This window comes from bacterium (assembly GCA_035380285.1).
Taxonomy (GTDB): Bacteria; Auribacterota; Erginobacteria; order Erginobacterales; family DAOSXE01; genus DAOSXE01.
In genome coordinates, this window is record DAOSXE010000005.1 from 91,062 (window position 1) to 110,452 (window position 19,391).

The window sequence follows — 19,391 nt, forward strand, 5'->3', positions numbered from 1 at the left end:
GACACCTCCATCTCCGCGTGGTCGCGGCTAGAATTTACATCCTCAATTTTTGACTGACAACGCCGGGAATCGTTCAACCGGAGGGGGAAAAAGTCGAATTTTCCGCGACGAAGCGCTTCAGCCGCTTTTCGACTTCATCCCCGGTCATGCCGTCGGGAAGAAAACCTCCGAAACGGGCCGCGCTCAGGACGGCCAGGATCGAACCCGCTTCGGCTTCCTGCTCCGGGGTCATGCCCGAGGCGGCGAACCGGGGCCGGCCGGGTTCGCCGGAAACGATCCGGGCGGAAAACCTCCGCCGGAGAAACTCCTCCAGGACGCCCTCCAGTTCCCGGTACCATCCGTCCGCGTCGCCCCGGCGCCGGAGGCTGCCGGCGGCGGCGAGCTTCTCCAGCGCGGCGGCGGCGGCTTCGTGAGTCAGTTCGTCGGCGAAATGCCGCGCCTCCGCCCGGAACCTGCGCACCCGGGCCCGGGCGTAGACGACCGCCGCCAGCACCGCCAGGCCTCCCAGGAGCGTGCCCGCGGCCAGGGTCGGCCAGGCCGGGCCGTCGGAGCGGACCTGGAACCGGCGGCCGCCGACCGAGAGGGAAAGGCGTTCGTTCGATCCCGGAACCTCGTAGTCGACGGCGAGAGCCCCGATCCGCCCGGGGCCGGGCGCGAGGGCGCGGAAACGGTATTCCAGGCCGGAGCGCAGTTCGCCCTCCGTCTGTCGGCGGAAGTAACGCATTCCCAGAAACCGGGCGTTGACGCTCTCCGGTGGAGCGTCCGGGGCGGCGAGGGCCGCGCCGGGAACCCCGGGGACGGCCCAGACCGAATAGGAGAACTCCTCCCCGGCGGAAGGGAGCGGGGGCCGCAGATCGGACTCCAGGCGCGGGTCGGTCGCCGCCCCCGCCGACGCCGCCAGAAGCGCCAGGCACGCCGCGGCTGCCCGGGGAGGGATCAAAATCAACGGGCCTCCCGGTCCGGGGCGGGCGCGGCCAACCGCACCCTGAAGGCGACGGGCGCTTCTCCGCGGACGACCTGCCCGGACACCTCCTCCCCGACGCGGGAGCAGATGAGTTCCTTCTTCAACTCCAGGGAGGTGGAGACCGGACGGCCCTGAAAAGAGACGAGGCGGTCGCCGGGGCGCAGTCCGGCTCGGCCGGCCGGGCTGCCTTCGATCACGTCGGCGATTTCGACCCCGGCGGGACCGTCGATCAGCCTGATTCCCAACCAGCCCCTTCCCTCCCGCGGTCCCTGGCGGATCCGCTCCAGCACTTCCCGGGCCAGGTTGATGGGGATGGCGAAACCGATCCCCTGCGCCTGGCTCGTCCGCAGGAACGATTCCGGCGACGCCCCCGGGAGGGAGTCGTGGTACCGGCGCAGGAAGGGCCAGTCCAGCTCCATCTCCCGGTATCCGGCCAGGGTGGCCGTCACCACCCCCACCGCTTTTCCCCCGCTGTCGAGAAGGGGTCCGCCGCTGTCCCCGGGGTTGACCGGGGCGGTCACCTGGATCAGTTCCTCGTACAGGGCCGTCCCCAGCCCGCTGCGCTTGAGGCCGCTGACGATTCCCCAGGCGGGGCTGCCGGTCAGCCCGAAGGGGTTGCCTACGGTCAGGGCCCAGCACCCGGGACGGAGGCGGTCGGAATCGCCCAGTTCCAGACAGGGGTACGGGCCCGGCCCGTCGACCGCCAGCAGGGCGATGTTGAAGTCCCGGTCCCCCCCCACGACCCGCGCCGGCAGAACCGTCCCTTCCCCGGTGACGACCTCGACGTCGCGGGCCCCCCTGATCACGTCTTCCGTGGTCAGGATCTCCCCCGCGGGGTCGATGAAGAACCCGGTCCCGGTGCTGCGCTTGGGCGCGGCCAGACGGCTTTGCAGCACCTCCTTGACCCAGGAGGGCATCTCTTCCTCCGGGATCAGGGCGAAGGGGTGACAGGGGATGGGCTCCGTCCTGACGCTGACGACCGCGGGCGCCGCCCGGTCGACGATCTCGGAGATTTCCCGTTCCAACGACTGCAGGACCGGTCCGGCCCCGGCCGGACCGGCGCAGCCGAGCGCGGCGGCGGTCAAGAGGATCGTTCGTTTCATCTTCTTTCTCCAGGTGTTCTCACCAGTATTCGGCGCCCGCGCCGCTGGTCGCCCGGGCCAGAACGAAATTCCCCGCCGGTTCCGAAGCCGGGAGGGCGAGGACGTAATCACGTTCCAGCTCCGCGCTGCCGTCGCCGTCGGGGCGGGCGATGACGTACGCCGCCGGGATCTCGCTGGCGGGAGCGCCGGGGAAGGAGCCGATCCCCGCTCCCGGGGAAAAGTAATAGACCATGACCGCCAGCAGCAGCGAGGCCGCGGCCAGGGCGACCACCGGCCTCCGCACCGGGGCGAAGCGGGGGCGCTCGACGGCCGTCCCCCGGGGCAGTCTTTCCCGGAGACGGGGCCAGAGCGAAACGAAGTACCCCTCCGGCGGCAGCGGGGGCCGGGATCGGGCCAGGAGCCCGCGGACCCGTTCGGCGGCCCCCGCCTCCCGGGCGCACTCCGGGCAGCCCGAAAGATGGGTTCCGACGGACTCGGCCGACGACGGGGAGAGGTCTCCGTCCAGGTACGGTTCGATCATCCTGCGGCAGGCGCGGCATCTCATCGTTCGATTTACTCCAATGTTCCTTTCAACTGTTCGCGCAGATACCGGTGGGCGTAATGGAGGCGGGAACGGGCCGTGCCCGGGGATATGCCCAGGACGCGCGCGACTTCCTTGAGCTTCATCCCCTCGATGTCATGCATGACCACCACCGCCCGGTGTTTTCCCGTCAGCGAATTCAAGGCCGCCTGCAGGGTCCGGTCCAGCTCCTGGCGGGCGTAGGCCCGGTCGGGGGCGTCCACCTTCAGGCTTCCGGACAGGTAGGGGCTCTCCCCCGGCTCCGCCAGCTCCGTCCTCAGTTCCTCGTGGCGGTGGCGCGCCCACTGCTTCCTCCTGGTCAGGATCGTGTTCACTCCGATCCGGTAGATCCAGGTGTAGAACCTGGACCTGAATTTGAACCGCCCGATTGCCTGGTAGGCCTTGATGAATATTTCCTGCACCAGGTCGTCGGCATCGGCGTGGTTCCCGATCATTCCATAGGCCAGAGAATAGATCCGGCGCTGGTAACGCCGCACCAATTCCCCGAACGCCGTATCGTCGCCGCCCTGCGCGCGGCGGACAAGTTCGGACTCTTCCTCGTCTAATATCTTAGACTCCGGAGAGTTAGGTTCGTTCAATTCCTTGTCCAATTCGCCGTCCACGCTTGCTCCGCCCGCCGGCTCCCCGCCGCCGACTGCCGGGCGGGGAGAGGCCCCGGGCCCCCCGTTCCGGCTCGATGGTACCACATCGCCTCCGGCCGGGATACGGCGTCGGAACGGGAAGGGCGAGGTCGGCCGCGGCGAAAATAAATGTTTTTCGGCCTTGCCATGATCTCGAAAAGGCGTATAGTCGCTTACAAGCGAGCACGAATATGAAGATCGACACCCGCAGCTATTACTTTTATTACCTGTTTACCTGGCCCGGCGCCGGGGCGGGAGTTGGTATGTAACCATCCGGTGCAATCAAGCACTGAGACCCGCCCGAAAAGGCGGGTTTTTTTTTGGCCCGCCGGAGGCCCGGGGAAGCTCCCCGGAAAGCGAGGAAGGAGAACAAGGGAATGCGAACGGCTATTCAAGGCATCGAGGGCTCGTACCACGACCTGGCGGCCCGGAAGATATTCGGAGAAGAAGCGGAGATCCTTCCCTGCGAGACGTTCGGGGACGTCTTCCGGGCGGTCCAGGAGGGCGGGGCCGAGCGCGGCGTGGTCGCCATCGAGAACACCGTGGCCGGGAGCCTCCTGCCCAACTACACCCGGCTGCGGGAGTCGGGGCTGGCCATCCGGGGCGAGGTCTACCTCCAGATCCGCCACTGCCTGATCGCCCTTCCGGGCGAATCCCTGGAAACGGTCCGGGAAGTGCGCTCCCACCCCATGGCCCTGGCCCAGTGCCGCTCGTTTCTGGACGAGCGGCCCGACTGGAGGCTGGTCGAAACTTCGGACACCGCTTCCAGCGTGCGCTTCATCCACGACCGGCGGCTCCAGGGAGTCGCGGCCATCGCCAGCCGCCACGCCGCCCAGCGCTACGGGATGGAGATCGTCCGCACCGGGATCGAAACCCACCATGAAAACTACACCCGGTTTCTGGTCGTCGCTTCCGGCTCGACCCCGGAACCGGAAGACGCGAACAAGGCCTCCCTCTGCTTCACCCTTCCCCACCGGCAGGGCAGTCTCTCCCAGGCGCTTTCCATCATCGCTTTTTACGGATTCAATCTTTCCAAGATCCAATCGCTGCCGATCGTGGGGCTCCCGTGGCAGTATCTTTTCTACATCGACGTCGAATACGACGACCGGCCTCTTTTCGGGCAGGGGCTCGACGCCCTCCGTCCCCTGACCCGGACTTTGAAGATACTGGGGATGTATCCCCGGTCGGAGAAAATCATCGAATCCGAACCAGAGGAATGAGCTGATGAAGGTGGGAGTAATCGGACTGGGTTTGATCGGGGGGTCGATGTCCATCGACCTGAAAAAGCGGGGGTTCGCCGAAACCGTTCTCGGCTACGACATCGATCCCCTCCATGCCGGGGTCGCCGAGAAAATCGGGATCGTCGACCGGGCGGTCGATCTGGAGACCCTGGCGGCGAAGGCGGACCTGATCGTGGTCGCGGTTCCCGTCGACGCCGCCGTGGAGATGCTCCCGGCGCTCCTGGACAAAATCGAGAAACAGGTCGTCACCGACGTCTGCTCCACCAAGTCCAGCATCATGAACGCCGTCCGCGACCACCCGCGCCGGAGCCGGTTCGTGAGCGGCCACCCCATGGCCGGCACCGAGAATTCGGGCCCCTGGGCGGCCCTCTCCGGCCTCTTCGACGGCCGGGTGGCCATCATCTGCGACCCCCGCGGAAGCGACCCCGACGCCGTAGCCGCGGTGGAGGCCCTCTACCGGGCCCTGTTCATGCGTACGATCCGGATGGAGTCCCGCACTCACGACGAACACGCCGCCTACGTTTCGCACATCTCCCACATCAGCTCCTACGCCCTCGCCCTGACGGTCCTGGACAAGGAACGCGACGAGCAGACCATCTTCAACCTGGCCAGCGGCGGTTTTTCCAGCACCGCCCGCCTGGCCATGAGTTCGGCGGCGATGTGGACCCCGATTTTTCTGCACAACTCCGAGAACATCCTGGCCGTGCTCGACGTTTACATCGAAAAGATCATGCAGTTCAAACGCTGTATCGAAGCCAAGCAGGGGAAGGCGATCGGGCGCATGATCAAGGAAGCCAACAGCATCCGCCGGATTCTCGGCTCCGCCTCGCCCGGAACCGTCAATCCGGCGCCCCTGCCCACCACGGAGAACAACGGATCATGAAACCGATGTCGTTCACGCCCATCGAGGAATGGAACATCCCCCGCCTGGCCGGGCCCCTCATCATCTCCGGCCCCTGCAGCGCGGAAAGCGAAGATCAGATGCTGGAAACGGCCCGGGGCATCGCCGGCCTGGGAGTCCACGTCTTCCGCGCCGGGATCTGGAAACCCCGGACCCGCCCGGGGTCCTTCGAGGGAGTGGGCTCGGTGGGGCTGAACTGGCTGCGCAGGGTCAGGCAGGAGACGGGCCTCCTGACCGCGACCGAGGTCGCCAACGTCAAACACGTCTACGAAGCCCTGAGGGCCGGGGTGGACATCATCTGGGTGGGCGCCCGGACCTCGGTCAACCCCTTCGCCATCCAGGAGATCGCCGACGCCCTGCGCGGAGTGGATATACCGGTCCTGGTCAAGAACCCGGTCAACCCGGACCTGGACCTGTGGATGGGCGCGATCGAGCGGTTTCACGAGGCCGGGATCCGGAAACTGGCCGCCCTGCACCGCGGGTTCTGCGGACTGGAGCAGTCGCCCCTGCGCAACGAACCGTACTGGCACCTGGTCATCGAACTGAGGCGGCGGATCCCCCGCATTCCCCTCATCTGCGATCCCAGCCATATCGCCGGGCGCCGGGATATGATCCCGGAACTGGCGCAGCACGCCATGCGCCTCGACTACCAGGGGCTGATGGTGGAGTCCCACCGCCGACCGGAGGAAGCCCTGAGCGACGCCAAGCAGCAGCTCACGTTCGACGAATTGAAAAGCCTCCTGGGCTCCCTGGTCGTTCTCCACAGCGACATCGAGGACCGGGACGTGAAATTGAAGATCCAGGAACTGCGGTCCGAGATCGACCAGCTCGACCTCGCCCTGATCCGGAACCTGGGCAAACGCATGGCGGTCGCGCGCCGGATCGGCGCCCTCAAGAAAGAGCACAGCATCGCCCTCTTCCAGAGCGAGCGTTGGAGCGAGATCGTCGACCGTTCCCACGAACGGGCCCGGCGCGAACAGCTGGACGAAGGTTTCATCGACGACATCTTCCAGACCATCCACCAGGAATCCATCCGCGAACAGGAACGCTCATGAACGCCTTCTCTTCCGAAAACGAAACCGTCGTCCAAGGCTCGCGGGGGGAAAGCCCGGTGCGGGTGGGGCCGGCGATGGAGTGGGTCGGGGAACGGCTCCGGGGCCGGGCGGTCTGGGTCGTGACCGATCCGGAAGTCGACGCGCTGTACGGGGGAGTATGGGGGGAGACGCCCCGGCTGACCGTGGGCCGGGGGGAGACGGCCAAGACCATGGCCACCGTGGAGAACCTCTGCCGGGAACTGGTCGCGGCCGGCGCCGACCGGGACGCCTTCCTGGTCGGGTTCGGGGGAGGGGTGGTCTGCGACATCACCGGTTTCGCCGCCGCCGTCTATATGCGCGGCATCGGGTTCGGGTTCTGCCCCACCACCCTTCTGGCCCAGGTCGACGCCAGCGTCGGCGGCAAGAACGGGGTCAACCTCGACGGCTACAAGAACCTGATCGGCACCTTTACCCAGCCCGCCTGGGTAGCCTGCGATCCGGCCTGGCTGGCCACCCTCCCGGAAACGGAGTGGCGCTGCGGACTGGCCGAAATCGTCAAGCACATCCTCGTCGCCGACGGGGAGAAACTCGAACCGTTCCGGCAGGGGCTGGAACGGCTGCGGCGGCGCGACCCCGGAGAAACCGCCTACTGGGTCAAACACTCCATCCGGATCAAGGCCGGGGTCGTCAACCGGGACGAACGCGAAGCGGGGGAGCGGCGCATCCTCAACTTCGGCCACACCTTCGCCCATGCCATTGAAAAGCTGTACCGCTACCCCCACGGCGAGGCGGTGGCGGCGGGCATGGTCCTGGCCGCCCGGTTTTCGCAAGCCCTGGGCCTGCTCCCGGAGGAGGAGACGGAGCGGATCCGCTCCCTGTTGGCCGAGGCGGGCCTCCCCGACGGAAGCGGGGTCGACCCCCGGAGCCTGGCGGAGGCCATCCGGGCCGACAAGAAACGCGCCGGCGACGGCGTCCGGCTGGTCCTGCTCGAGACCCCCGGGCGCCCCACGGTCCGCGCCACCTCCTTTGCCGAACTCGAATCCGTCCTCGGGGGGCTGGACCGATGATCTGCGTCTGCCTGCGGGGGAGTTCGTTCGCCGAATGCCGGGGCGCAGCCCTCGAAGCGGGCATGGCCGAGGTCCGGCTCGACCTGCTGGAGATGCCCCCGGAGGAGCGCCTGGCCCTTTTCGGCCTGGGGGTGCCCACGGTCGCCACCTGCCGGAAAGGCAAGCTGGGCGCGCGGGAACGGCGCGGGCTGCTGGAACAGGCCCTGCGGGCGGGAGCGACCTGGGTGGACGTCGACCGCGGCGAACTCGACGCGCCGATGCGCCGGCTGCTCGACCGTAACCGGGCCTGGGACAAGCTCATTCTCTCCTACCACAACTTCCGGGAGACTCCTCCCGTCCCGGTCCTGCTCGAGATCGGGGCTTCCCTGATCGCCGCCGGGGGCAAGATCGCCAAGATCGCCTGCCTGGCCTCGGACCCGGGAGACGCGGCCAGGATCATGGGCCTCTACGACCGCATCCGTCCCCTGATCGCGCTGGGGATGGGTCCCGCGGGCGTCGTCACCCGCGTGGCGGCCGTGAGCCTGGGAGCGCCGTTCACCTACGCCGCCATGGACGGCGGGGAACCGACCGCCCCGGGGCAGCTGACGGTAAGCGAACTCCGCGGGCTCCGCGCCGTCCTGGAGGGGAGCCGGTGAAGACGGCGGAAAGCTTCGTCGCCGTGGGCGTAACCGGAAAGCCGGTGCTGCACAGTCTCAGCCCGGTCCTGATGAAAGCGGCCCTGGCCGGCGCGGGCCTGGACGGGGCCGCCGTCCGCCTCGCCGCCGACAGCGCCGGGGAAGCGCTGGCCCTGGCCGGAGCCTTGGGGTTGACCGGCTTCAACGTCACCGCCCCTTTCAAGGAAGCGATGGCGGCGGCCGGGCCGACGCTGGACGGGGCCGCCCGCGCCGTTGGATCCGTCAATACCGTCTACCGCCGCCGGGGGCGCTGGCGCGCCACCACCACCGACCCGGGGGGGGTGGCGGGAGCGCTGGCGGCGGCGGGCGTTTCCCTGCGGGACGCGAAAGCGGCCGTGGCCGGCGCCGGCGGAGCCGCCCGGGCAGCGGCCTACGCCCTCTCCCGGGCCGGGGCGGCGGTGACCGCGGTCAACCGCACCGACGGCCGGGCGCGGGAGCTGGCCGGGGCTCTGGGAGTCGACTGGGCCCCCTGGAAAGACCGGGAACGGGTGTTGGCGGACGCTGACGTCGTCGTGTATGCCGTTCCCGCTTCCGCGCCCGTCGACCTGTCCCGGGTCTGGAGGCCGGGCCAGGTCCTCCTCGACGCCAACTACCCGGCCTCGGCGGCGGCCCTGAAGGCCCGGAACGCCGGAGTCCGGGTCCTGGACGGGGAGGCGTGGCTCGTGCACCAGGGGGTTCCGGCCTACGAGATCTTCACCGCGAAACCGTGCCCCCCCTCCCTCCTGGAACGGGCGCTGAAACGGGCGGCGCGTCCGGGACCGGAGCGCCCGATCTGCCTGGTCGGTTTCATGGGGGCGGGCAAAAGCACCGCGGGGAAGATCCTGGCCCGGAAGCTGGGGCGCCCCTTCCTCGACCTGGACGAGGAGATCGAGCGCGGGCGGGGGCGCTCCATCCCCCGTATTTTCGCCGAGGAGGGCGAGCGCGTCTTCCGGGACCTGGAGACGGCGGCGCTGCGGACGGCACTGGAGGGAGGGGCCCGGGTCCTGGCCTGCGGGGGGGGCGTCGTGCTCCGGAAAGAAAACCGGACCCTGCTCGGAGACCGGGCCCTGACCGTCTGGCTGTTCGCCGACGCCGGCAGCGTCGAGGCGCGGACCGCGGGCGGCGGGCGGCCCCTCCTGGAGGGAGGCGGCGGCCCCGGCCGCATCGCCGCCCTCATGACCGAGCGCCGCGCCGACTACCTGCGCAGCGCCGACCTGGTCCTGGACACGGGAACGAGGACGCCCGAAGAAGTCGCGGAGAAAATTCATGAAGAAACGCGTTTGGCCCTCGGAACTTAAGGGAACGGTCGAGGCCCCGGCCTCGAAGAGCGCGGCGCAGCGATGGATCGCCGCCGCGCTCCTGGCGCCGGGGACCAGCCGCTTGAGCATCAGCCGCCCCGGCGCCGACGTGGCCGCGGCCCTGGCGGCCGCCCGCGGCCTGGGGGCCGACGTCGCGGAACCCGCTCCGGGGGTCGTCGAGATCCGGGGGGGGCTGAAAGCCGCCCCGGCCGAGATCGACTGCGGGGAGGCCGGCTTGAGCGCGCGCGCCTTCGCCTTCATCGCGGCCCTGCTCCCGGGACCGGTCACGCTCCGGGGCCGGGGGAGCCTCAACGCCCGGAGTATGAAGATGGTGATCGACCCCTTGCGGGCACTGGGGGTCGTCGTGGAATCGAACCGGGGGCGCCTTCCCCTGACGATCAAGGGTCCCCTCCGGGGGGGGGACGTCACCGTGGAAGGGGGAGCCAGCTCCCAGGGGATCACCGGGCTTCTCCTCGCCCTGCCCTGCACTCCCCGGGGGGGCACGATCACCGTCGCCGGCGCGGCCAGCCGCCCCTACCTGGAAATGACGATCGAGGTCATGCGCGCCGCCGGCATCGTTCTCGAACGCGACGGCTACCGGAGGTTTTCGATCCCGGGAGGCCAGGCCTACCGTCCCCGCTCGATCGCGGTCGAGGGCGACTGGAGCGCGGCCGCGGCCCTGCTGGCGGCGGGGGCCGTCGCCGGCGACGTCGAGGTGACCGGCCTCGATCCCCGTTCGACCCAAGCCGACCGCCGGATCGCGGACGTCCTGGAACTGGCGGGGGCCGACGTCCGGATCGGGGGCGGGGCGGTGGGGAGCGGGCGACGGCCCCTCCGGGCCTTCGCCTTCGACGCCTCCGACTGCCCCGACCTCTTCCCGCCCCTGACCGCGGTGGCGGCCGCCGCCGACGGGACCAGCCGAATCGCCGGGGTCCGCCGACTCCGGGACAAGGAGAGCGACCGGGCCCGGGCCCTGGAAGACCTGGGCCGGAGCTTGGGGTTCTCGGTCCGGGCCGAGGAGGACGAGCTCCTGGTCGAAGGCGGCCCGGTGAGGGCGGGCCGGGCGGCGTCGTGGAACGACCACCGGATCGCGATGACCGCGGCCGTCCTCGGCTGCGTCGCCGGGGGCCCGGTCGAGATCGAAGACGCGGAATGCGTGGCAAAATCCTACCCGACCTTCTATGATGACCTAGCGCGCCTGGGTGCGCGTATCGAGGAGGTTTGAGATGAACACCCTGGGCCGCATCTTCCGGGTTTCGCTTTTCGGGGAATCCCACGGCTCCTGCGTGGGGGCCCTGATCGACGGCTGCCCTCCGGGATTGGAGCCGGACCCGGCGGCGCTGGAAGCCGAACTGGCGCGGCGGCGACCCGGGCGCCCGGGAACGACCGGACGCCGCGAGCCCGACGTCCCCCGCTTTCTCAGCGGCATCAGGGACGGGCGCACGACCGGGGCGCCGCTGGCCGTCGTCATCGAAAACCGGGACGCGCGCCCGGGCGATTACGACTTGTTCGAGGCGGTCCCCCGCCCCGGACACGCCGATTACACCGCCCGGGTCAAATACCGGGGCTTCCACGATCCCCGCGGGGGCGGGTACTTCTCCGGCAGGCTGACGGCGGCGCTGGTGGCGGCCGGGCACTTCGCCCGCCTGGCGATCCGCCCGATCGAGGCGGCCGCCGAACTGACCGCCGCCGGGGGCTCGGCGGAGATCGGGAAAGCGGTGGCGGAAGCGATGGCCGACGGAGACTCGGTGGGGGGGGAAGTGGTCTGTCGGGTCGCCTCCGTTCCCGCGGGCCTGGGAAGCCCCTGGTTCGGGAGCCTGGAGTCGCGCCTGGCCCAGGCCCTCTTCGCCATGCCCGGGGTCAGGGGCGTCGCCTTCGGCGACGGCTTCGCCGCCGCGGCCATGCGGGGGAGCGAACACAACGACCCCTACCTCGACGCGCGGGGGCGCACCGCCTCCAACCACGCCGGCGGCATCAACGGGGGAATCAGCAACGGAAACGACCTGGTGATCAGGGTCGCGGTCAAACCCACCTCCAGCATCGCCCGGGCTCAGGAGACTTTCGACTTCGAAGCCGGGAAGATGACTTCCCTGGAAACCGCCGGGCGCCACGACGCCTGTTTCGCCCTGCGCACCCCGGTCATCGTCGAGGCCCTGACCGCTATCGTCCTGGCCGACGAGGTGCTCCTGGCCGGAAAGGAACGAGCCTGACGGGGGGCTTCCCTTCCCCGGAAAAGACGTTGCCCGATACCGTCGGAGTCCCGGCGGGAGTATACCGATAAACCCTGAACGGGAGGATCGAACCATGAAAAGGGCTCTGTTGGTTGTGACCTGCGCCTTCCTGCTGAGCGGCGCCGCGCGGGCGGACGAGGAGAGCGCGGGGAACGGACGCCGCTCCAGCCGCAGCCAATCGACCCCGGAGGAAACGGCGCAGAAGGAGACCGACTCCATGAAGGCGGCCCTGGGTCTGACCGAGCGCCAGGTCCCCCGGGTCTACGAGATCAACCTCGACTACGCCACCAAGACCATGGAGGCCCGGAAAGCGGGGCTGAGCCACGACAACCTGCGCCGCCGCCTCACCGCCGCCCGGGAGCAGCGGGACCGGAACCTGAAACTGGTCCTGACCGGGGCCCAGTACAAGCTCTACACGGGAGAGGGCAAGAAGAAACGGCACCACGGCGGCGGAGGGGACGGCGATGGAGGAGGAGATGGCGGAGGGGACGGCGGCGGCGACTGAGCGCCGAGCCTTTTCCGGCCCCTTTTTCGTACGGCGGTCCCGGGGTCAGTCCCCCAGCATCGAATCCGTGCCTTCGTAGGCCAGTTCTTCCCGCTGGAGAGCTTTCTCCGCCGCCTCCACTCCCCGCTTCTTCTTCTTCCCCTTCTCCCCGAAGATCTTGACGATGCCGGCATAAACGGCCAGGGGGATGATCAGGGCGTAGAGAAAGTACTGGAAGGCGGAGAGGGTGAAAAACTGCTCGGGGTTGAAGCGGTTGAGGTTCCAGAGGATGATCACCGCCGAGGCGTAGTCGACGATGAAGTTGGCGTGGGGGTTGGAAGCCTTGAAGAGGGAGAGCCCGTTGCAGCGCTCCTTGACCAGCGGCCAGATCAGGCTGCCCCCCATGTGCCCGGTCAGGTCCTCGGTCAGGTGCACGGAGAAGCCGAGGAAGGCGATCAGCCCGTAGAGCCAGCCCAGGTTCCAGCCGGCGATGAGCGAGGCGACGAGCCAGACCGGGATCGAGAGCAGGAGCCCGAGCACGTAGCTGTGGCTCCAGGTCCGGTGCCAGGGCAGGAACTCGACTTCGACCTCGTTGTCGCCGCGGCGGATGAAGCCGAACTGGGGGCCGCTCATGATATCGACCACCGAGGGCCGGCCGTGGGACTCGCGGATCTTCCCCCGGCGGAGGCGGTAGCGCCCGATCCGTTTTTCCTCGGGGGGCTCGGAGCCGAGGATCGGCACCTGGGAGGTGGTGACCGCTTCGTTGATGACGATCACCACCTCGTTCTTTTCCCCGTCGAACTTGATCACGTACTGCCGCCAGAGGTCGGCGCCCAGGCGCATCGGGTACATCTGGGCCTTGACGTAGCGGCCGGTTTCGGCGGCCTCGTCCATGGCCTTCCCCAGCATCTCCGCCATCCGGGCGGGGTCGGGGTCCATGGGATCGGGGTCGATGTCGTAGTCGGCCTTGGAGAAGAACTGCCCCATCTTGAAGTCCATGGTGTCGGGCATGATTCCGAAAAGCCCCCCCAGGACCAGGATGAAGGAGGAGCCGGCGTCCCGGTGGGCCATCTTGACGGCGGGGAGAAAGAAGGAAGCCACCGCCGCCCCGCTCATGAAATGCGTCAAACCTTTCATACGTTCGCTATCTCCGTGGTACCGGCGTCATCAGGACAACCCCAGAAAACCCGCGATGGCCGTGCCGTAGCCGGCCATGTTCAGGCAGATGGGGACGATAATCACGGCCATGCAGTTGGAGCGCCGGCAGTGGTAGAAGATGGGGATCAGGCCCAGGCAGGTGCTGACGGCCATGATGGCGATGGTGGAGAAACCGCTGAGGAGGGTCTCGCCGTCGATCCGGCCCATGACCATCGCCGGCATGAAGAAGACCATGAGGACGACCACGACCAGGGCCGCGTAGGATATCTTCTGGTAGGGGACCCGGGTGATGAGCTTGATCACCCACCTGGAGTTGAAGGAGAGCAGCAGGTAGGAGATGCACCCCGCCACCAGGATCACGCCGAGCATGAAAACGTACTCCTGGAGAATCTGCGGCTTGTAGAAGGGGCTGAGGTTGATGGCCATCCCCCCCCGCCGCAGGCCGCCCCCGTCGAGGAAGTAGGCGGCGGGGACGAAGTAGAGAAGAAACTGGCCGGTGTAATAGACGACCTTGGAAACCCCCTGGCTCATGACGAAGATCCGGTCGTCCCGCTGGGCGGTGGCGTGCCCGGCGATCAACCCCCCGATCCCGCCGGTGACGCCGGGCAGGTAGGCGGCCATCAGCCCCCCGATCCAGCCGGGGAGGCAGCCCTTGCCCAGGATCTTGAAGTCGATGTCGATGTCCCGGCTGATGTGCTGGGGGGGGATCTCCTGCCGGCTGAGGATGGCCGAGATCAGCGAAGAGACCGCGAACATCCCCACGAAGACCGGGAGCAGCGCCTGGAAGCTCATCTGCACCGGGACCATGGTCTTGTTGAAGATGATGAAACCAAGGAAGGAGGAGAGGGCGAAGGTGGCGATGCCGGCGAAGAGGTTGGCCCAGGCCCCCTTGAACTTCTGCCACCAGGTGTCGCCCTTGCCCGTCCCCTTGGGCCACTCGCTCATGAGCATGTAGACGATGATCAGGCCCAGGATCCAGTGCATGTGCGGGCCGATCACCTTGTGGATCTTGGGGAGGGCGAAGAAGAAAAAGGGAGTGAAGACCACCAGGAAACCGATCCCCAGCAGGCCCCCGACGCCGGTAAGCATGGCCGCCTCGTACCCCTTCCCCTGGAGCATGTACTTGGCCCCGGGGAGGACCACGAAGACGGCCGACTCGTCGGGGGCTCCCAGGAACATGGAGGGCACGGTGTTCATGATCCCGAACGAGACCACCATCCCCATGAAGAAGACGAAGAGCGCCATCGGTTCCCCCAGGGGAAAGAGCCCGGAGTAGTGCATCCAGGCGGCGATGATCACCCCGGAAAAATTGAGGAAATGGATGGACGGCACCACGAAGAGGAAGCACCCCAACACGGTTCCGGCCAGGGCGTAGATAAGGAGGGTGAGTAAGTGCATCGTTTCCCTCCTAGCGCAGTATGGTTATCCCCTCGGCGCTGAGGGGCTGGATTTGCGGCTGGTTCCGGTACTCCCCGACCTTGCCCCTGATCCTGACCTTGGTCCCGGAGGACTTGAGCAGTCCGTTGTCCTTGATCTGGTCGAAGATGCCGGCGAAGAGGGGGACGCTGATGGTCCCGGTCCCGTCCGAAACCGTGAGGGCCCCTCCCCCGTTCTTGAAGGCCCTGAACCCGGCGGTCGTCCCCTCGATCTCGACCACGTCGTTGAGCTGGTCGAGGGTGACCCCCTTGATGGCCAGACGGGGGATTTCGACCGAGACGCCCTCCACGGCGACGATGTCGGCCGCGTCGCCGGGAACGATCATGAGGTCGTTCTTGTCCACGACCAGGACTCCGGTGACGCGCACCCCCTCCCCGACCTTGAGGTCGGGGATCCCCTCCCCCAGGTTGTCCTCGTCCAGGGCCACCACGATGTCGGCGGCCCCGTCGGTGATGGTGACCTTCCCGTAGCGGGGCGGGTACTTGACCGCCCCCTCGACCGCCACCCGGCGGTTGACCAGGCTCTCCCGCAGCTGCGAAACCGCGGTGCTCTGGGCTTCTTCCGCCTCCAGGATCGCCAGGCGATGGGGCAGGTTCAGCCCCAGGGATTTCCCGTATTTGGCGTCGATCTGGATCTGGCCCACGGTCCGGACCTTGTCCCCGACCCGGGGGAGGTTGCCCAGTTTTTGGAACTCGGGAAGGCCCTTGTAGCTCATGGCCCCGATCGTCCCCGACCCGTCGGCGATGCGGAGCATGATCATCCCCCGGTCGGCGTACAGCTTGCGGCTGACGACGACGCCCTCGACGGTGACGATGGCGTTGTTGAAGGTCTCCCCGATCTCCCCGATCTGGACCTCGGCCGGCTCCATCCGGGAGGCGGCGTACCACATGACCGCCAGGCCGAGCAGGGTCCCGAAGACGGCGATCCGTTTCCAGAGGATCAGCGACATCCGTTTCTTCAGCTCCGCCCCGCAGTAGGGGCACTTTTCGTAGGCTCCCACGAAGCGGCCGCAGCTGGGGCAGAGGGTCTCCTCCGGGTAGTCCCGCAGCCCCACTTCCCGGGACGTGTCCGCCTGGTCGATGGGTTTGAGTTCGGATTCGGGGGCGGGTTCGGGGGAGACGGGGGCCCTGGGCGCGTATTTGTCCTCGTTCACTGTCCGCTCCTTCTCAAACGATGGTTTCCCCGGAATCGGGGTCAAAGTAATGAGCCTTGGCGGTGTCGAAATACACCTCGATCCTCTCCCCCACCCCCACCCTCTCCCGGGGCGCGACCCGGCCGATGAAGGCGTTGCCGGAGGCGTTGAAATACACGTAGACCTCGGAACCCATCGGCTCCACCACCTCGATCATCGCCGCGATCCGGTCACCGGGGGGAACGTCCGGGGCGGAGCGGGCCAGGAGAACGTCCTCCGGCCGGATACCGTAGATCACTTCCAGCCCCTCCCACTGCTCCAGGGCTTTCCGGTGCTCGGCGGCGCAGGGGACCGACAGGCCCTCTTTCTCGAAGCGCGTTTCCGGCCCGGAGCCTCGCAGGCGCCCGGTGAAGAAGTTCATGGGGGGGCTGCCGATGAAGCCGGCCACGAAGCGGTCGACGGGGCGCAGATAGACGGTGACGGGGTCGTCGACCTGATGGATGACGCCGTCCTTGAGGACCACGATCCGGTCGCCCATGGTCATGGCCTCGACCTGGTCGTGGGTGACGTAGATCATGGTCGTCTTGATCCGCTGGTGCAGCTTGCTGATCTCGGTGCGCATCTGCACCCGGAGCTTGGCGTCGAGGTTGGAGAGAGGCTCGTCGAAGAGGAAGACCTGGGGCTTGCGCACGATCGCGCGGCCCAGGGCCACCCGCTGGCGCTGCCCCCCGGAGAGGGCCTTGGGCCGGCGGTCCAGGTAGTTGGTGATCTCCAGGATGTCGGCCGCCTCCCGTACCCGCTGCGCGATCTCCTCCTTGGGGAACTTGCGCAGCTTGAGCCCGAAGGCGAGGTTGTCCCGCACGGTCATGTGGGGGTAGAGGGCGTAGTTCTGGAAGACCATGGCGATGTCGCGGTCCTTGGGGGGGAGGTCGTTGACCACCCGGCCGCCGATGGAGATGCGGCCCTCGGTGATGGTTTCCAGGCCCGCGATCATGCGCAGGCAGGTGGATTTCCCGCAGCCGGAGGGGCCGACCAACACCACGAACTCCTGGTCGGCAACTTCGAGGTTGACCCCCTTCACGGCCTCGACGCCGCCGGGATAAACCTTCTTCACGCCCTGCAGTATAACGTTGGCCATCGCTCCCCGAACCCGTAACGGGTTTGAGGGTTCAGTTTACCAACGGCCGCGGCCGCCGTCAAAACCGTTTTCGACGCGCGGCAAACGGCCCGGGGGCGCCGTTGCGCCCCCGGGCCGCGTCGCTCGATTCCGGGGCCGGCGATCAGAAGAAGAGGAGGGCGTTGGCCCCGATCTGGGTGATGGGAACGTCGCCCAGGTCGCCCGTCCCGCGGTTGTAGATGACCTCGGCCTCGACCGCGAACTTCTCGCTGAAGAAGACGTCGAGCCCGACGCCGCCACGGAAGACGGCGCCGGTGAAGGTGTCGCTCCCCAGGTCCAGGCTTCCCCACCCGGAGATATCGCCGCTGTAATCGGCCTTGGCCCGTCCGTAGCCCAGGCCCAGGATGGCGTAGGGCCGGAACATCCCGTCGGGAAGCGGATAACCCTTGCCGTTGACCGTGAAGGTCATGAGCTTGACGTCGGCGTCGGCGGAAGCCGATATGTGCGTGACCGGATCGGTGAAATCCACGCTGGAGCTGAACTTATGGGCGTAGCCGAAGTTGCCTTCGACGGCCAGGTATTTTATGGGGTAATAGCCGGCCTTGAGGTTCAGGCCCCAGGAGTTGTCGAAGTCGTCCCACTTGACGTATTCGCCTTCGTAATCCTCGCCGTAGTCGATGTGATTGATGGCCAGCATCAGCCCGGCGCCGACGTACCACTTCTTCTCGGCGGACGGGATCTTGGCCTTGGCCGGCTGGGTTTGGGCCGGCACGGCGGAAGCGCCCGCCGTCAGCAGCGCCAGGGCTGCGGTTACGACCACTGCTTTCTTCATCCTCCCTCCTTCCCGGGTCCGCGGACCCGAACGGTTGGGCCGCCGGCCGGGGGCCTGGCGGCGGGGACCGATAATATAGCATCTTTTTCCCCGGACGGCAACCGCCGACGGCGTCAAGACAATACGGGCGCGCCGCTAGGGGAGCCGGGACGGCTCGGGCCAGTCCAGCTCGAGCTGCCGCCCGGCACCGGGCGCCGCGGGAGGAGGGGCGCCGACGGACACTTCGGGGCTGGGGCGGTCGGGGTAGGTGAGGTGGATCCGGATATGCTCCTTCCCCCCGCGCCGGAGCCTGTCCTTGACCGCGCCCAGAGCGATATCGGGGCGGTTGCAGTCGCGGCTGATATGGGCCAGGAAAACGTCGACCAGGGTTTCCGCGCATACTTCGGCGATGAACTCGGCGGTGTCCTCGTTGGCCAGATGCCCCCGGGTGCCCTTGATCCGCTGCTTCAGGCTCCAGGGGCGGCGGCCGGACATGAGCATTTCATGGTCGTAGTTGGCCTCGATCACGGCGGCGTGGGCCCCGCGAAAGGCTTCCCGCACCGGGCCGGTGACGAACCCCAGGTCGGTGGCGACCGCCACCCGGGCGCCCCCATGCTCCAGCACGAAGCCCACGGGATCGATGGCGTCGTGTTCGACCGGAAAGGGGGAAACGTCGATGTCCCCGATCGACCAGGTGTCGTGTTTCTCGAAGGTGCGCACGGCCGGCAGGGAGGGCACGCGCTCGAGGATGAAATCCCGGATTTCCGCGTTGACGTAGACGGGCCCCCGCCAGGTCCGGGAAAAGGCTTTCAGCCCGCGGACGTGGTCGGTGTGCTCGTGGCCGATCAGGATGGCGTCCAGGCGCTCCGGACCCAGCCCCTGCTCGTCCAGGAGCCGGGAGAGGGCGGAGGCGCTCAGGCCGGCGTCGACGAGAACGGCCGTGGTCTCGGTCCTCACCAAGGTGGCGTTCCCCGTGCTCCCGCTCGACAGTACGCAGATCCTGATCATTTTCTTCCCCGTTCCGGCGCGATTCTATGAAATCGCAGGGAGGCATGGTACAATCAAGTATCGTCGGGAAACAAGCGAGATGGCACTGGAAATACAACAGCTCCCCCAGCAGGTCCAGCGGCAGGAACAGCGGATGATGCTGTCCCCGAAGATGCAGCAGGCCCTGCATCTGCTCCAGGTGCCGGCCCTGGAACTCCAGGAGCTGGTCCGGCAGGAGCTGGTCCAGAACCCGACCCTGGAACAGGTCGAGGAAGACCGGGAACCCGACCCCGGCGGCGAAGCCGAGGCCGGCGAGATCGAACCCACCGTCTACGACGACGAAAACGTCGACTCCTACGACCGGGACCTGCTCGAGGACTACTACCGGATCCTGGAAGCGGACCGCGAGTGGCGCGATTATTACCGGGAGAACTACAACATGATCCTGGACCGCGCCCCGGACCAGGAGATGCTGGACTTCGCCCAGCAGTCCCGGACCCGCCCCGTCCCCCTCGACGAGTACCTGATCGGGCAGTTGGGGACGGCGGGGCTGAGCCCGGAGGAACGGGAGAT

20 protein-coding genes are annotated in these 19,391 nt (G+C 67.9%); 10 read left to right on the forward strand and 10 right to left on the reverse strand.

All coding sequences use genetic code 11. The annotated features are described in order from the left end of the window. Nucleotides 1–73: 73 nt before the first annotated feature. The 4 genes from PLZ73_03230 to PLZ73_03245 are packed head-to-tail and all read right to left on the reverse strand — an operon-like array spanning nucleotide 74 to nucleotide 3,249. Nucleotides 74–946 carry a hypothetical protein gene (locus PLZ73_03230; protein ID HOO76877.1) on the reverse strand — a complete coding sequence of 291 codons (873 nt, stop codon included), beginning with the start codon at nucleotides 944–946 and terminating at the stop codon, nucleotides 74–76. Further along, the gene (locus PLZ73_03235; GenBank protein ID HOO76878.1) at nucleotides 943–2,067 is read right to left on the reverse strand and encodes a trypsin-like peptidase domain-containing protein; all 1,125 of its coding nucleotides are present in this window, start codon (nucleotides 2,065–2,067) and stop codon (nucleotides 943–945) included. Before PLZ73_03235 ends, PLZ73_03230 begins: the two co-directional genes overlap by 4 nt. 19 nt (nucleotides 2,068–2,086) lie before the next feature. Beyond that, nucleotides 2,087–2,611, reverse strand: a complete 525-nt coding sequence (locus PLZ73_03240; protein ID HOO76879.1) for a zf-HC2 domain-containing protein — start codon at nucleotides 2,609–2,611, stop codon at nucleotides 2,087–2,089. Nucleotides 2,612–2,619: 8 nt separating this feature from the next. After that, entirely contained in the window at nucleotides 2,620–3,249 is a 630-nt protein-coding gene (locus tag PLZ73_03245) for a sigma-70 family RNA polymerase sigma factor (GenBank protein ID HOO76880.1), read from the reverse strand. 395 nt (nucleotides 3,250–3,644) lie between these two features. Here PLZ73_03245 and PLZ73_03250 point away from each other — a divergent pair, with 395 nt between their 5' ends. The 9 genes from PLZ73_03250 (at nucleotide 3,645) to PLZ73_03290 (ending at nucleotide 12,197) form a co-directional block, all read left to right on the forward strand. Next, on the forward strand, nucleotides 3,645–4,487 hold the full coding sequence (locus PLZ73_03250; GenBank protein HOO76881.1) for a prephenate dehydratase domain-containing protein: 843 nt from the start codon (nucleotides 3,645–3,647) through the stop codon (nucleotides 4,485–4,487). Between the two features lie 4 nt (nucleotides 4,488–4,491). Further along, entirely contained in the window at nucleotides 4,492–5,391 is a 900-nt protein-coding gene (locus PLZ73_03255) for a prephenate dehydrogenase (GenBank protein HOO76882.1), read from the forward strand. Continuing rightward, on the forward strand, nucleotides 5,388–6,464 hold the full coding sequence (locus tag PLZ73_03260) for a bifunctional 3-deoxy-7-phosphoheptulonate synthase/chorismate mutase type II (GenBank protein HOO76883.1): 1,077 nt from the start codon (nucleotides 5,388–5,390) through the stop codon (nucleotides 6,462–6,464). Before PLZ73_03255 ends, PLZ73_03260 begins: the two co-directional genes overlap by 4 nt. After that, entirely contained in the window at nucleotides 6,461–7,510 is a 1,050-nt protein-coding gene (gene aroB, locus PLZ73_03265; protein HOO76884.1) for a 3-dehydroquinate synthase, read from the forward strand. The genes PLZ73_03260 and aroB overlap by 4 nt, the downstream gene beginning before the upstream one ends. Beyond that, complete coding sequence (locus PLZ73_03270; protein HOO76885.1) at nucleotides 7,507–8,145, forward strand: type I 3-dehydroquinate dehydratase; 639 nt, start codon at nucleotides 7,507–7,509, stop codon at nucleotides 8,143–8,145. The genes aroB and PLZ73_03270 overlap by 4 nt, the downstream gene beginning before the upstream one ends. Beyond that, nucleotides 8,142–9,461, forward strand: coding sequence for a shikimate kinase (locus tag PLZ73_03275; GenBank protein HOO76886.1), 1,320 nt, complete (start codon nucleotides 8,142–8,144; stop codon nucleotides 9,459–9,461). The genes PLZ73_03270 and PLZ73_03275 overlap by 4 nt, the downstream gene beginning before the upstream one ends. Beyond that, nucleotides 9,430–10,686 (forward strand): 3-phosphoshikimate 1-carboxyvinyltransferase, encoded by a 1,257-nt coding sequence (gene aroA, locus PLZ73_03280; protein HOO76887.1) that lies wholly within the window; start codon nucleotides 9,430–9,432, stop codon nucleotides 10,684–10,686. Before PLZ73_03275 ends, aroA begins: the two co-directional genes overlap by 32 nt. A 1-nt stretch (nucleotide 10,687) precedes the next feature. Next, on the forward strand, nucleotides 10,688–11,671 hold the full coding sequence (locus PLZ73_03285; protein HOO76888.1) for a chorismate synthase: 984 nt from the start codon (nucleotides 10,688–10,690) through the stop codon (nucleotides 11,669–11,671). Nucleotides 11,672–11,765: 94 nt separating this feature from the next. Then, the gene (locus PLZ73_03290) at nucleotides 11,766–12,197 is read left to right on the forward strand and encodes a hypothetical protein (GenBank protein ID HOO76889.1); all 432 of its coding nucleotides are present in this window, start codon (nucleotides 11,766–11,768) and stop codon (nucleotides 12,195–12,197) included. A gap of 45 nt (nucleotides 12,198–12,242) precedes the next feature. Here PLZ73_03290 and PLZ73_03295 read toward each other — a convergent pair whose 3' ends face one another. The 6 genes from PLZ73_03295 to PLZ73_03320 form a co-directional block, all read right to left on the reverse strand. Then, a complete protein-coding gene (locus PLZ73_03295) occupies nucleotides 12,243–13,313 on the reverse strand; it encodes a metal-dependent hydrolase (GenBank protein HOO76890.1) in 1,071 nt (356 codons plus the stop codon). A 30-nt stretch (nucleotides 13,314–13,343) separates the two neighbouring features. Then, nucleotides 13,344–14,732: a tripartite tricarboxylate transporter permease gene (locus PLZ73_03300; GenBank protein HOO76891.1), complete on the reverse strand. Its 1,389-nt coding sequence runs from the start codon at nucleotides 14,730–14,732 to the stop codon at nucleotides 13,344–13,346. Between the two features lie 10 nt (nucleotides 14,733–14,742). Further along, nucleotides 14,743–15,924 (reverse strand): hypothetical protein, encoded by a 1,182-nt coding sequence (locus PLZ73_03305; protein ID HOO76892.1) that lies wholly within the window; start codon nucleotides 15,922–15,924, stop codon nucleotides 14,743–14,745. 13 nt (nucleotides 15,925–15,937) lie between these two features. Continuing rightward, nucleotides 15,938–17,041 (reverse strand): sn-glycerol-3-phosphate ABC transporter ATP-binding protein UgpC, encoded by a 1,104-nt coding sequence (ugpC, locus tag PLZ73_03310; GenBank protein HOO76893.1) that lies wholly within the window; start codon nucleotides 17,039–17,041, stop codon nucleotides 15,938–15,940. 142 nt (nucleotides 17,042–17,183) lie between these two features. After that, the gene (locus tag PLZ73_03315) at nucleotides 17,184–17,852 is read right to left on the reverse strand and encodes a porin family protein (GenBank protein ID HOO76894.1); all 669 of its coding nucleotides are present in this window, start codon (nucleotides 17,850–17,852) and stop codon (nucleotides 17,184–17,186) included. Between the two features lie 135 nt (nucleotides 17,853–17,987). Further along, nucleotides 17,988–18,839 carry an MBL fold metallo-hydrolase gene (locus PLZ73_03320; protein ID HOO76895.1) on the reverse strand — a complete coding sequence of 284 codons (852 nt, stop codon included), beginning with the start codon at nucleotides 18,837–18,839 and terminating at the stop codon, nucleotides 17,988–17,990. A gap of 79 nt (nucleotides 18,840–18,918) precedes the next feature. Here PLZ73_03320 and PLZ73_03325 point away from each other — a divergent pair. Further along, a partial coding sequence (locus tag PLZ73_03325; protein ID HOO76896.1) for a hypothetical protein occupies nucleotides 18,919–19,391 on the forward strand: 473 nt, incomplete at its 3' end.